Origin of the sequence: Streptomyces sp. S3(2020) (assembly GCF_013044505.1) — a bacterium.
Taxonomy (GTDB): domain Bacteria; phylum Actinomycetota; class Actinomycetes; order Streptomycetales; family Streptomycetaceae; genus Streptomyces.
In genome coordinates, this window is sequence record NZ_JABERD010000040.1 from 15,079 (window position 1) to 28,680 (window position 13,602).

Annotated in this window: 10 protein-coding genes; 8 read left to right on the forward strand and 2 right to left on the reverse strand. The window is 71.8% G+C overall.

Features of this window, described 5'->3' with window-relative positions:
- Positions 1 to 32: 32 nt before the first annotated feature.
- Positions 33 to 857, reverse strand: a complete 825-nt coding sequence (locus HLK59_RS15700; protein WP_171142036.1) for an alpha/beta hydrolase-fold protein — start codon at positions 855 to 857, stop codon at positions 33 to 35.
- A gap of 201 nt (positions 858 to 1,058) precedes the next feature.
- Between HLK59_RS15700 and HLK59_RS15705 the strand changes: the two genes are divergently transcribed.
- From HLK59_RS15705 to HLK59_RS15740, 8 genes are all read left to right on the forward strand, one after another.
- Positions 1,059 to 1,862, forward strand: a complete 804-nt coding sequence (locus HLK59_RS15705) for an IclR family transcriptional regulator (protein ID WP_171142037.1) — start codon at positions 1,059 to 1,061, stop codon at positions 1,860 to 1,862.
- Positions 1,863 to 2,428: 566 nt separating this feature from the next.
- A complete protein-coding gene (locus tag HLK59_RS15710; protein WP_171142038.1) occupies positions 2,429 to 4,033 on the forward strand; it encodes an ABC transporter substrate-binding protein in 1,605 nt (534 codons plus the stop codon).
- Positions 4,034 to 4,097: 64 nt separating this feature from the next.
- Positions 4,098 to 5,036 carry an ABC transporter permease gene (locus tag HLK59_RS15715; RefSeq protein ID WP_171142039.1) on the forward strand — a complete coding sequence of 313 codons (939 nt, stop codon included), beginning with the start codon at positions 4,098 to 4,100 and terminating at the stop codon, positions 5,034 to 5,036.
- Positions 5,033 to 6,931 (forward strand): dipeptide/oligopeptide/nickel ABC transporter permease/ATP-binding protein, encoded by a 1,899-nt coding sequence (locus HLK59_RS15720; RefSeq protein ID WP_171142040.1) that lies wholly within the window; start codon positions 5,033 to 5,035, stop codon positions 6,929 to 6,931. Before HLK59_RS15715 ends, HLK59_RS15720 begins: the two co-directional genes overlap by 4 nt.
- Entirely contained in the window at positions 6,924 to 7,928 is a 1,005-nt protein-coding gene (locus HLK59_RS15725; RefSeq protein ID WP_171142041.1) for an ABC transporter ATP-binding protein, read from the forward strand. The genes HLK59_RS15720 and HLK59_RS15725 overlap by 8 nt, the downstream gene beginning before the upstream one ends.
- Positions 7,929 to 7,960: 32 nt before the next feature.
- Positions 7,961 to 9,439: an aldehyde dehydrogenase family protein gene (locus HLK59_RS15730; protein WP_171142042.1), complete on the forward strand. Its 1,479-nt coding sequence runs from the start codon at positions 7,961 to 7,963 to the stop codon at positions 9,437 to 9,439.
- A 168-nt stretch (positions 9,440 to 9,607) separates the two neighbouring features.
- Complete coding sequence (locus tag HLK59_RS15735) at positions 9,608 to 10,789, forward strand: FAD-dependent monooxygenase (protein WP_171142043.1); 1,182 nt, start codon at positions 9,608 to 9,610, stop codon at positions 10,787 to 10,789.
- Positions 10,789 to 12,327: a hypothetical protein gene (locus HLK59_RS15740; protein ID WP_171142044.1), complete on the forward strand. Its 1,539-nt coding sequence runs from the start codon at positions 10,789 to 10,791 to the stop codon at positions 12,325 to 12,327. Before HLK59_RS15735 ends, HLK59_RS15740 begins: the two co-directional genes overlap by 1 nt.
- Before the next feature lie 15 nt (positions 12,328 to 12,342).
- On the opposite strand, the gene HLK59_RS15745 is transcribed toward HLK59_RS15740, so the two are convergent.
- Complete coding sequence (locus tag HLK59_RS15745) at positions 12,343 to 13,479, reverse strand: NAD(P)/FAD-dependent oxidoreductase (protein WP_171142045.1); 1,137 nt, start codon at positions 13,477 to 13,479, stop codon at positions 12,343 to 12,345.
- Positions 13,480 to 13,602: the final 123 nt, after the last annotated feature.

Sequence of the window (13,602 nt, forward strand, 5' to 3'; positions counted from 1 at the left end):
AACCCGCCGCTGTCGAACGGGTGGGCGGCCGGTCAGACGGTGCGCCACCAGGCGTAGTACTTGTCGCCGTAGCCGTCCATGATGTCCGGGTACTCGTGGTCGGCGTCCGGGAACTCGAAGAAGTCGTGCGCCACGTCGAGTTCGGTGAAGCGGGCGTCCAGGTCGCGGATGGTGGGCGCCAGGCGGGTGTCGAGGCGGCCGGAGAGCAACCGGACCTGGCTGGTGCGGCGCAGTTCGGGGGCGTTGGCGAGGACCAGGCTCCAGGGGTGGCAGAGGTCGTAGTACTCCTGGTCGCCGAAGTAGGTGTTGTTGACGCGGTCCTCGGGTTCGTCCTTGAGGTCGCGCAGGATCGCGGGGGCGACCGCGGAGACCTTCCCGAAGATCTTCGGGTACTTCAGGCCGAGGTGCAGGGCGCCGAAGCCGCCCATGGAGAAGCCCTCGACGGTGCGGGCCGTGGCCTCGGGGATCGTCCGGTAGGTGTCGTCCATGTGCCGGACGAGGTCGAAGGCGGTGATCTGGGCCAGCGGGCGGGCGCCGTCCTTGGAGTCGACGTACCAGCCGATCGGGAGGATCTGCGGCACGACGACGATCGTCGGCGGGATCACCTCGTTCCGGATGGCCTTGTCGATCCGCGCAACCATTTCCGAACCCTGGCGGGCGTTGCCGAATCCGCCGTGCAGCCAGTAGATGACAGGGAACCGTCGTTCCGGCTCGCTCTCGTACCGGGGCGGCAGGTAGAGCTGGTAGTTACCCTGGGCGTCCGCGCTGCCGCGCGAGGGCTGCGGGTAGAGACCGAAGGTGGTGAGTTCCTGGTCCTCACGGACCTCGTCGATCCACTGCTGTTCGATCTCTGCCATCTGCTCAAGCGTCGTGCGTACCTTGTGAACCTTCTCGGCCACGGGGTCGTCCTCTCGGAGATGAGTTGTCGTGGTGCGGACCCGGGTCTCCGAGGTGGGTGCGGCAGCCCTCCGACCCACCACCCGGGCGTTCCATTACGTGAAATGGCGTATCTTCTAGTGGAACGTTCATCAGTGAAACCCTGCGACGGGAGCCTGTCAATGCCCGGGATCGAAACTTCAGAGGACTCTCAGACCGCAAGCCGCGGAGGGCGCAGTTCCCTCGCGGGCAACGCCACCGACAAGGCCCTCAATCTGCTGGAGGCGGCTTCGGCGCCCGGTTATCCGCACCGGCTCGGCGATGTCGCGGCGGCCGCGGGAGTACCCAAGGCCAGCGCGCACCGCATCCTCCAGAACCTGGTGACCACCGGTTTCCTCGCCGCGGACGGCTCCGGCGGCTACGGCCCAGGACCCCGGGTCCGGGCCCTCGCCGCCCGGATCACCCAGGGCTGCGAGGAGGACCAGGTGATGCGCGCCGAGCTGGAGGTGCTGGGCCGCAGGATCGGGCACACCGTGCACATGGGCGTGCGCACCGGCGATGTGATCACCCTGCTGGTCAAGGTGTCGGGCCCGAACCCGGTGCAGGACTCCTCCCGGGTGGGCATGCAACTGCCGCTGCACACCACCGCGATCGGCAAGTGCGTCCTGGCCGGCCTCGACGACGGGGAACTCTCCGCCCTGGTGGACCGGCTGGGCCTGCCGCCCCGCACGGACAACTCCCTCACCGGTCTCGCCGAACTCCGCACGGAACTCGCCCAGGTCCGCGCACAGGGTTTCGCACTGGACGACGAGGAGAACGAACTCGGCGTACGCTGCCTCGCCGTACCGGTCCGCGACTCCAAGGGCACGGCCATCGGCGCGGTCAACGTCTCGACGATCACCTTCCTGGAGACCCGCGAGGCCCTCCTGAGCCGGGTCGGCCTCGCACGTACGACCGCGGAGGCGCTGCACGGCCTGCTGGGCTGAGCGGCAGCGGTGGCCACCCGGTGAGGCCGGCACCTACAGCAAGGTCCGGCCCCCGCGCCACACCATGATCCGCACGCTTATCTTCCGCGCCTGTCACCCGATTCACCTTGCACGGACGCTGGACAGCAGAGCTTCGTTTCAGCAGGGTTACACCACTGGGCCGAGCGCGTCTCCTCCGCACCGCGGCACGAGACACCCACGCCCTGGTTCTCCGGTCAGCCCCCGGCGAGCCCGCAGCATCTGAGCCTGATCCTCGCGAGCAGCGGGAGCACCTCCGGTTCGTCGCCGCTCATCCCCGAAGACCGCCGGCCCGACACGGCCCGTCTCCGGCCGTCCCCGCACGGCGGTCCCCAGCGACGCGACCGCCCCTCCCTCCCGGCCCCTCGCCGGGCGGCTCGCACCCTCCCGTGAACATGCGCAGGTGGACCCCGTCGTGGGTGCCACCCGGGTCCCGCGACCACCGTCGCCCCGCGCCCGGCACGCGCGGTTGTTCCCCCTCACCCTCAGCTGCCCGCCCTTCCGGTCTCCGCCGCCGTGGCGGAACTCCCGTGGCGCAAGGAGAAGACATGCGCACCTTTGACCGCACACCCCACCGGCCCACCACGAGAACGCACCGCGCCGCCCTGGCCACGTTGTGCGCCGCTCTCTCCCTCACCCTGGCCGCCTGCGGCGGCGGTACCGACACGACCACCGACGCCCAGAGCACCGGCAAGGCGGTGCCCGGCGACACCCTGACCGTCGCCGAGCAGCAGGCCCCTCCCGGCCTCAACCCGGGCACCGCCGACCTCGGCTTCGTCGACTTCACGATGCTCTCCTACGAGTCGCTCTTCTACCTCTCCCCCGAGGGCACGGTCGAACCGGCGCTGGCGAAGTCCTGGAAGTACGTCGGTACCGGCAACACCGAGCTGTCGGTCACCCTGCGCGACGGGGTGGAGTTCGCCGACGGCACCGCGGTGACCGCCGAGGCGGTCAAGGCCTCCCTGGAGTACGCGAAGAAGGCCCAGGGCAACCAGGCCCACTACCTCACCGACGCGACCATCACGGCCACCGGCGATCTGACGCTGACGATCAAGCTGGCCAAGCCCAACCCGATCCTGCCCACCCTGCTGACCCAGTCCTACGGCATCGGCCAGATCATCAGCCCCAAGGGCCTGGCCGACGCGGCGAACCTGACGCCGACCAGGACCAGCCAGGGCGCCGGCCCCTATGTCTACGAGCCCTCCGACAGCGTCGCGGGCGACCACTACACCTACTCCGCCAACCCGAACTACTACGACAAGTCCAAGCAGCACTACAAGAAGATCGTGATCCGGATCGTCCAGAACGGCCAGACCGCGGTCAACGCCATGAAGACCGGTCAGATCGACGTCTACAAGGGCGACTACACCTCCGCCGCCTCCGCCAAGTCGGCTGGCATGTCCACCGTCGGCCTCCCGGTGATCCTTCAGGGACTGAGCCTCATCGACCGCGAGGGCGAGGTGTCCGAGCCGCTCGGTGACGTCCGGGTACGGCAGGCGATCAACTACGCCATCGACCGGGAGGCGGTGACCGAGGCGCTCCTCGGCTCCGCCGGCACCCCGACGACCCAGACCGTGATCAAGGGCGGCGACGGCTACTCCGAGGCCATGGCCGACTACTACCCCTACGATCCGGCGAAGGCCAAGGAGCTGCTGAAGGAGGCCGGTTACGCCGACGGCTTCGAACTCCCGGTGCTGGCTGCCACGTTCGTCGGCTTCGACACCATGGCTCAGGCGATCGCCGGCCAGCTGTCCAAGGTCGGCATCAAGGTCAAGGTCACCGCGGTCACCAGCATCACCTCCTTCGTCGAGAACCAGACCAACAAGAAGTACCCGGCGGTCTCGGGCGGCTTCACCGAGGAGCCCATGTACCTGGAGGGCCTGGACCTGTTCATGCCGGGCTCCAAGGTCTTCAACGGCTTCGGCAGCACCTCGCCGGAGCTCACCGAGCTCTTCGACAAGGCGGCCGCCGCCGACCCGACCGAGCGGGCCGACCTCGACCGGCAGATGCAGGAGTACCTGGTGAAGAACGCCTGGTTCGCCCCGGTCGCCTTCACCCCGGTCAACTACTACGTCCGTCCCGGCACCGGTGGGGTGAAGGTCAGCGCCGGAGCGCCCTTCGCGAGCCCGCTGGCCTTCTACGCCACCAAGTAGGCACTCCGGGCGGCCCCCCACCTGACCGCGGGGGCCGCCCGGCCCAAGAAAGGAGTGAGGTGAGATGCACAGGATCCTCTTCCGCTGGCTGCTCGGCGCGATCCCGGTGGTGTTCGGCGTCAGCGTCCTGACGTTCGTGCTGACCAGCCTGGTGCCGGGCGACCCCGGCCGCACCATCCTCGGCGCCAACGCCGCCCCCGCCCAGGTCGCGGCCCTCGACAAGCAGCTCGGCCTCGACCACCCGCTGCCGGTCCGCTACTGGGACTGGCTGACCGGCGCCCTGCACGGTGACCTCGGCGACTCGATCACCTCCGGGGTGCCCGTCAGCGACCAGCTCACCTCGCGCCTGGGGGTCACCCTCTCCCTGATCGGCGGCGCGATCCTGGTCGCCGCCGTGGCGGGAGTGGCGCTCGGGGTGCTCAGCGCCCTCAAGGGCGGCCTGCTCGGACGGGCCGTGGACGGCATCTCGCTCGTCGGGCTCGCGGTGCCGAACTTCTGGTTCGGCCTGGTGCTCATGACCGCGTTCGCCGTGCAGCTTCCCGTCTTCCCCGTGTCGGGATACGTGCCGCTCACCGAGTCGCCGGTGCAGTGGTTCCAGTCCCTGGTGCTGCCGGTCCTGACCCTGGGGGTGCCGGCCACCGCGCCGGTGGCCAAGCAGACCCGCGACGGCGTACTGACCCAGCTCGACCGCGAGTACGTCCGCGTGCTGCGGGCCCGCGGCATCCCTGAACGGTCGGTCGTCCTCCGGCATGTGCTGCGCAACGCGGCCGCCCCGATCGTCACCGTGCTGGGCGTCGTCGTGGTGACCCTCTTCGGCGGCACCGTCCTCGCCGAGACCCTGTTCGTCATGCCCGGCCTCGGCGGCCTCGCCGTCACCGCCGCGCAGACCCAGGACATCCCCATGGTCCAGGGCGTCGCCCTCGTCTTCACGGTCACCGTGATGCTGATCAACCTGCTGATCGAAATGGTGTACACGATGCTCGACCCGAAGGTGCGGACATGAAACGGTTCGTGCGCAAGCGGGCGGCCCTCGTCTCCGCCGGCTACCTCCTCCTCGTCGTCCTGGTGACCCTGCTCGCCGGTCCGCTCTCGCCGTTCGACCCCGACGAGCAGGACCTGACCGCCGCGCTCCAAGGCCCCAGCGGCGCCCACTGGCTGGGCACCGGCGAGCTGGGCCGTGACGTCCTGAGCCGGCTGATGCACGGCGGGCAGATCACCCTCCTCGGCGTGGTCATCACCCTGACCGTCTATCTGACGCTGGGCGTCCCCGCCGGAATGATCGCCGGCTACCGGGGCGGCTGGTTCGACCGGCTCGTCCTCAAGAGCGCCGACCTGATCTCCGCCGTCCCCGTCATCATCGTCCTGTTGGTGGTCCTCGCGGTCTTCACGAACAACGAGAGCGCCGCCATGGCCGCCAACGGCCTCCTCGGCGCACCTCTGCTGGCCCGGGTGGTCCGCTCGGCGACCCTCGGTGTGCGGCAGGAGCTGTACGTCCGGGCAGCCGTCGCGGGCGGCATCCGCGACCGGGTCATCATCCGCCGGCACGTCCTGCCCCGCGTCACCGGCGCGATCCTCGTCCAGGCCTCCGTGTTCGGCGCCTACGCCGTCCTGTTGGAGACCGGGCTCGGCTTCCTCGGTCTGGGCACCACCGAGGCCAGTTGGGGCAGCATGATCGCCGAGGCGTCCAAGAACATCGGCACCGATCCCTGGCTCCTGGTCCCGTCCGGCTTCATGATCATCAGCTTCGTCCTGGCCCTCGGACTGTTCACCGACGGCCTGCGCGACACCTTCGCCGAACGGTACGCGCCCCCGGCCGACAAGCCGCCCTCCCGCCGCACGGGCCGGCCCCGGGGAGCCTCGCCCGCGTCCGCACCGGTGCGCGCCAAGGTCCCCGTCGAGGAGCCCGACGCCGACGCCCTGCTGTCGGTGCGCGGCCTGACGGTGTCCCTGCGGATCGAGGGCACGCCCACCGACGTCATCCGTGACGTCTCGTTCGACCTGCGAGCCGGCGACGTCCTGGGCATCGTCGGCGAGACCGGCTGCGGCAAGACCGTCACCGCCACCTCCCTGCTGGGCATGCTCCCCGCGGGCGGCAGGATCGCCTCCGGCACCATCCGCTTCGAGGGCGCCGACCTCGCCCGGGCCGACGCGGCGACGCTGCGCGCGGTACGCGGACGCCGTATCGGATGGATCTCCCAGGACCCCATATCCAGCCTCGACCCGTCGTTCACCGCCGGTGCCCAGGTCGCCGAGGCCGTACGCCTGCACACCGGCTGCTCCCGCAGGCAGGCCCGGCGGCGCGCGCTGGAGCTCTTCGAGAAGGTACGACTGCCCGACCCGGCCCGGGTCGCCGGCAGCTACCCCCACCAGTTGTCGGGCGGCATGGCCCAACGCGTCGGTATCGCTGCCGCGTTGGCGGGCGAACCGTCCCTGGTGATCGCCGACGAACCCACCACCGCGCTCGACGTGACCGTGCAGGCCGAGATCCTCGACCTGCTGCGCGAGCTCCGGTCGGCCGGCACCGCCTTCATCCTCATCACGCACGACTGGGGCGTGCTGGCTGACCTGTGCGACCGGGCCGTGGTCATGTACGCCGGCGAGGTCGTCGAGGAGGCCGAGGTCACCGCGCTGGTGACCACGCCGGCCCACCCCTACACGGCCGGGCTGCTGGGCTCGGACCCCCACCACGCCCTGCCGGGCCGGCCGCTGCCCGCCGTCGAGGGCGCGGTACCGCCCCCGGCCCAGTGGCCCGTCGGCTGCCACTTCCAGAACCGCTGCCCGCGGGTGACCGACGCCTGCAAGGAGAAACCCGTCGTGATCTCTCATCTGGTCGGGCCGACACGGTCGACGCGGTGCCTCCGCCCGCTGGAACTGATCGGAGGGGGAACCCATGAGTGAGCTGCTGCGGGTGCGCGGACTCGACGTCACCTACCGTCGCTCCCGGCTGCGCGGCGGCGACGTCGACGCCGTCCGCGGCGTGGACCTGACCGTGGGACGCGGGGAGACCGTCGGCCTGGTCGGCGAGTCCGGTTCCGGCAAGTCGACCATCGGCTCCGCGGTGCTGGGGCTGGTGCCGGCGACCGGCGGCAGGGTCGAGTTCGACGGCGCCGACATCACGCACAGCTCGCGCGCGGACCGCCGGCTGCTGGCCCGCCGTATGCAAGTGGTCTTCCAGGACCCGTACGGCTCCATGAACCCCGCCCACACCGTCGGCGACACCCTCGCCGAGGCCCTCCGGTACAACCTGGGCCTGTCCACGGACGCGATCCGCGAGCGTGTCCTGCGCGCCCTGGACGACGTCGGGCTGCCGCCCGGCGCCACCCACCGCTACCCGGTCGCGTTCTCCGGCGGCCAGCGCCAACGCATCGCCATCGCACGGGCGTTGGTCATGGAGCCCGACTTCGTCGTGTGCGACGAGGCGGTCAGCGCCCTCGACCTGTCGGTCCAGGCGCAGGTCCTCAATCTGCTGGCCCGCCTGAAGCGCACGCGCGGCCTCAGCTACCTGTTCATCTCCCACGACCTGGCCGTGGTGCGCCACCTCAGCGACAGCATCGTCGTCCTGTACGCCGGCCGCGTCGTCGAGCGCGGTCCGGCGGCGGTGGTCGCCGAGCACCCCGCCCACCCCTACACCCGTGCCCTGCTGGCCGCGGCTCCCGTCCCGGACCCGGTGGCGCAGCGGCGCCGCCAGGCCGAGCGGCGCCTCACGAGCACGACCACCACCACGGGACGTGTCAGTGCGGGCTGCGCCTTCGCTCCGCGCTGCCCGTTCGCCCAGGAGAACTGCTGGTCCGTCCAGCCCGCACTCGTGGAGCACGACGGCGTCGCGGTGGCCTGCCATCGCCGCGAGGAGATCGCGGCGGGCACCGCTCTTCCCCTGTCCCAGCCGGTCGCCTGACCACTCAACACCCCTTTCGTACAAGGAGCATGATGACCACCACCGTCCCCGCCGCCGTCGACATCGCCGCGCTGCTGCCGGAGGGAACGCATCTCGTCGGCGGGGAGTGGGTCCCCGCCCGCTCCAAGGCCACGATCGACGTCGTGAACCCGGCCACCGGAGCACTCATCGCCCGCGTCCCGCGCGGCACCGCCGAGGACATCGACGACGCCGTACGGGCGGCCGAGGCCGCACTGCCCGCCTGGCGTGACACCGACCCTGCCGTGCGCGGCGAACTCCTGTACCGCTGGGCCGAGTCGGTACGCGCACACGAGGACGACATCAACCGGCTGGAAGCCATGGAGGTCGGCCGTCCCGTCGGACCCTCCCCCATCGCCGCACGGCTGACCTATCTCGCCGGCAAGGCCGACAAGGTCTTCGGTGACACCCTGCCCACCCGCTCCCCGGACGTCCTGGGCCTGACCCTGCGCGAGCCGTACGGCGTGATCGGCGCGATCATCCCCTGGAACGCGCCCGGCCCGATGACCGTCTTCAACACCGCCGCCCCGATCGCCGCGGGCAACACCGTCGTCCTCAAGCCGGCGGAGGACGCCCCGCTCACCGCCCTGTACCTGGCCCGACTCGCCCAGGAGGCGGGCATCCCGCCGGGTGTCCTCAACGTCGTCACGGGCTACGGCGACGAGGCCGGAGCCGCCCTGCCCGCACACCCCGGCATCCGCAAGATGAGTTTCACCGGCTCACCCGCCACCGGCACCGCCGTGATGGAGGCCTGCGCCCGCAACCTGATCCCGCTGCAACTGGAGCTGGGCGGCAAATCCCCCCAGATCGTGCTCCCGGACGCCGACCTCACCAGGGCCGTACCGGCGATCGTGCGCAGCATCGTGATGAACAGCGGCCAGGTCTGCGCCGCCGGCTCCCGTGTCCTGGTCCACTCCGCCCTCCACGACCGCCTCGTCGACGAACTCGCCCGGGCCTTCCGCGCCGTACGGGTCGGGATGTGGGACCAGCCGGTCGACATGGGCCCCCTCATCAACGCCCGCCAGGAGAGGCGGGTGCTGGAGTACCTGGCCATCGGCCGTGAGGAGGGCGCCGAAGTGGTCGTCGGCGGCGGCAAGCTGACCGGGGCGCCCTACGACGGCGGCCACTTCGTCGAACCGACCCTGTTCGACCGGGTCACCCCGGACATGCGCATCGCCCAGGAGGAGATCTTCGGCCCCGTGCTCTCCGTCCTCACCTACGAGGACGAGGAAGAGGCCGTCGCCGTCGCCAACGGCACCCGCTACGGCCTCACCGCCACCGTGTGGACCCACGACGTGGGCCGCGCGATACGACTGGCACGCCGGGTCCAGGCCGGACAGGTCGCCGTCAACACCCTCGGCGACGGCGGCCCCGCCGGGGCGATCGGGGCACCCTTCGGCGGCTACAAGCACAGCGGCTTCGGCCGCTCCATGGGCCCCGACTACCTGGAGGACTGGACCCAGGTGAAGTGCGTCGTCATCAACTCGGCCTGAACACCGGGGCGCCCGTCGAGGGAGCGGAAGTCACGTTGACAGGTCTCTGTCGACATGTTGCTATGAGGCGCTGCTCAGCCGGATCCGCGTCTCGTCGCACACCGCTCGGGCACCGGACCGACGGCCATCAGAGCGGGGGCAGTGCCCCTCAGTACAGAGCGAGGAACCATGCCGCAGCGCGCCGCGACCATCGTCGGCGGTGGCATCGGCGGCCTCGCGGCGGCCATCGCCCTGCACCGCCGGGGCTGGCGCGTCGAAGTGCTGGAGCGGGCACCGGAGTTCACCGAGATCGGCGCCGGCATCTCCCTGTGGCCGAACGCGCTGCGCGCGCTGGAGGCGCTCGGCCTGGCCGACACCGTCTCGGCACTCGGCGCCGTCGAGGCCGCGGGCGGCGTACGCGACCGCCGGGGCCGGTGGCTGTCCCGCACGGACAACGCGGAACTGGCACGCCGCTTCGGCCACCCCCTGACGGTCCTGCACCGCGCGGACCTGCTGCGGGCGCTCACCCAGGCACTGCCCGCCGACAGCCTGCGGCCGGGCAGCGAGGTGTCCGCGGTCCACGACGACGGCGACCGTCCGGTCGTGGCTCACCGTGGCGGCGAGTCCCGGCCCGACCTCGTCATCGGCGCCGACGGGCTGCGCAGTGTGGTCCGCCACGCCCTGTGGCCCGCCGCGGCCGGCCCCCGATACGCCGGTTACACCGCCTGGCGCATGGTCACCGAGCCCCTCCCCCAGCCGCCCTCCGTGGGCGCGGCGACCTGGGGCCGCGGGGAGAGGTTCGGTTACACGGCGCTGCCGGGCGGGCGGCTGTACTGCTTCGCCACCGCGTCCCTCCCGGCAGGAGCGGCCTCCGCCTCCTCCGAGTACGCCGAACTGCTGCGCCGGTTCGGATCCTGGCCGGATCCCGTTCCCGCCCTGCTGGCCGCCGTCCCCGCGGACGCGGTGCTCCGCCACGACATGTACGACCTGCCGCCCCTGCCCTCCTTCGTGCGCGGCCGTGTCGTGCTGCTGGGCGACGCGGCCCATGCGATGACCCCCAACCTGGGCCAGGGCGCGTGCCAGGCGCTGGAGGACGCGGTCACGCTCGCCCACTGCCTCGACGGCACCCCGGACACCGCCGCCGCGCTCCGCTCGTACGATCTGCTGCGCCGCCCGCGCACCCAGGCCGTCACCCGCCGCTCCGCCCGCCTCGGCGCGCTCGGCCAACTGTCGTGGCCGCCCGCGGTGTTGCTGCGCGACACCGCCGCCCGGCTGACACCGGCACGGGTGACGCTGCGTTCCATGGCTCCGGTCCTCGGCTGGACCGCACCCGATGCCCCGACGCCCGCGACACGGAGCGAGACCCGCTGATGCCGGACTGGACCTATCACCCGCTGCAGCAAGCGGCCGCCGCGGTCCTCGGCCGACGCCGCTCGCAGCGCACCGCGCTGGGGCTGCTGGCCCGGATCGGCTCCCGCCCCGCAGGCGCGCGGCTGATCGCCCAGGGATTCGGTCACCGTCATCCGCCGCGGGAACTCGCCGGGGACATCGTCGGCGTACCCGTGACCGTCCGCCTCGGCATATCCGTCCCGCCCTCGCTCGCCCGCGAAGCGGTACACGCCATGCCCCCGCTCGGGGCCGGTGTCGTCGAGGTGGGGCCCGTCTCGGCGGCCGACGCGGACACCGTACGCGAGGCCGCCGCCGGCCGGACGATCCCGCTGGTCGTCCGCGCCTGCGACCCCGAGACCGAGGCCGCCCTCAAACCCCACGTCGACGGGTTCACCACCGGCGACGATCCGCACGTGGTCCGCGTGTCCGACCCGTCGGTCACCGCCGCGGCCACCGCCCTCCAGGAGCCGGGCACCGTCGTCCTCGCCCGGCCTGCGGTGCTCGTCGGCTCCGGGCCGGGCTGGTTCGCCCGGGTCACCGAGGCGGCCACGCCGACCGCGCCCGCTCCGGGCCTGCGGGACGTCGGCCTGGACCCCCGCCGCTGGCCCGCCTGGTGGTGGGCGCTGCTCGTCGGGCTCGGGATGACGGGGGGCGGGCTCGGGGCCGCGGCGATCACCCTCGGGCCGGTGCTGCTCTGGTACGACCGCGACTACCTCGGTATGACCCTGCACGACCTGCACCACGCCAACCACCACCTCGTGCACTTCCTCCAGCACGACCGGATCACCATGGCCGGCACGATGGTGGCGATCGGCGCCCTCTACACCGGCCTCGCCGTGGGCGGCATCAGACGCGGCTGGCCCTGGGCCCGCGAGGTGTACCTGTTGTCCGGGGCGATCGGCTTCCCCACCTTGTTCTACTTCCTGGTCACCGGCTTCGTGGAACCCCTGCACACGGCCACCACCCTCGTCCTGTTCCCGATGTTCGTGGCCGGGGTCCGCCGCACCCCGCACCGACCACGCTGGCGCCTGGCGCCCGAGGGACCGGAGCCGGAACGCCGACGGGCACTGACCGGCCAGCTCCTCCTGATCGTCACGGGAGCCGGGCTGTTCGTCGGCGGAGCCGTGATCTCCGTGGTCGGCCTGACCGGCGTCTTCGTACCCACCGACCTGACCTTCCTGGGCACCAGCGCGCAGACGCTGGAAGCCGTCAATCCCCGGCTCGTGCCGTTCGTCGCCCACGACCGCGCGGGGTTCGGCGGGGCCCTGATGTCCGCGGCGGTGGCGATCCTCCTGCTCAGCGCGTGGGGCTGGCGGCGGGGTGAGGCCTGGGTGTTCTGGACCCTGGCCGCGGCGGCGACGGCCGGCTTCCTGCCCGCCGTCGTCGTCCACGGAGTGATCCACTACACCGACTTCATCCACCTCGCGCCGGTCTACATCGGCATCGTCCTCACCGGCACCGGCCTACTGCTCGCGCGCCCGTACCTCTGCGCCAGGACGCCGGCCCCGCTGGACGACTGACGGTCGGCCGCCGGCTCATGGGGCCTGCTTGGCCTGGGTGAACGCGGCGACCAGACCCTGGGCCGTGTTGTTCTCGGAGTCGATCCGGTGGAGTTCGGCACCCTCGAACGTGGCGACCTCGGCGCTGCGGCGGAACATGGCCTGTTCGTACTCGGTGAGCGCGGCCTCGATGTCGTCGGGGTGCGCGGCAAGGGCTCGGCCGAGTTCGGCGCCGTCGAGCATGGCCAGGTTGGCGCCCTCGCCGTTCGGGGCCGCGAGGTGGGCGGCGTCGCCGACGAGCGTCACCCCCGGTACCCGGTCCCACCGAAGCCCGGCCGGCAGCGCGTAGTGGGGGCGCAGGACCGGCGCGGTGTCGCCGTCCGTGATCAGTGCGGTCAGTTCGGGTGCCCAGCCGGCGAATTCCTGGGCGATCCTCGCCGTGGCCGCGGCGGCATCGGTGAAGTCGATCGCGGCGAACCACTCGTGCGGCTTGCTCAGCGCCACGTAGGTGTGCAGCGTGTCGCCGCTTTCCCGGTGGGCGAAGATCTCCCTGCCCGGGGAGGGCGCCATCAGCGACCCACCGCCGACCGCCTTCGCGCAGACGGGGTGGCGGGTGTCGGCGTCGAACAGGTAGGTCTCGACGAACGACGTGCCGACGTACTCGGGTACGGCCGTGGAGAGCAGCGGCCGCACCCGTGACCACGCACCGTCCGCGCCGATCAGCAGGCTGGTGACGACGGTGGTGCCGTCGGTGAACGTCACCTCGTGGCGGCCCTCGCCGAGGGCACGGGTGCCGTCGGCCTTGTGTCCCCATCGGACGGTGCCGGCCGGGAGGGAATCGAGCAGGATCCGCCGCAGTTCACTGCGCTGCGCCTCGGGGCGTCCGCCGGTGCCGTCGTCGCCCTCCTCGAACAGGACGGTCCCGTCCCGGTCGAGGACCCGCATCGCCTGGCGGCCCTCCAGGACGATGGCCTGGAACTCGTCCAGCAGGCCGGCCGCTTCGAGGGCGAGCTGTCCGTTGTAGTCGTGGATGTCGAGCATCCCGCCCTGTGTCCGCGCCGACGGGGAGGACTCGGCCTCGTGGACCGAGACCGGGATGCCGTGGACGTGCAGGACACGGGCCAGCGTGAGTCCGCCGAGTCCGGCGCCGATGATCGTGACAGGTGTGCGCATGGTGGCTCCTCGGGAATCGGGCCGCCCGGTGATCTCCGGCCGGCCTCCTCCGGAAAGATCCCAACGCCCACCGACAAGCCACCTACATCGCACCCACAGTCCCCGACAACCGGCCTGCACCAC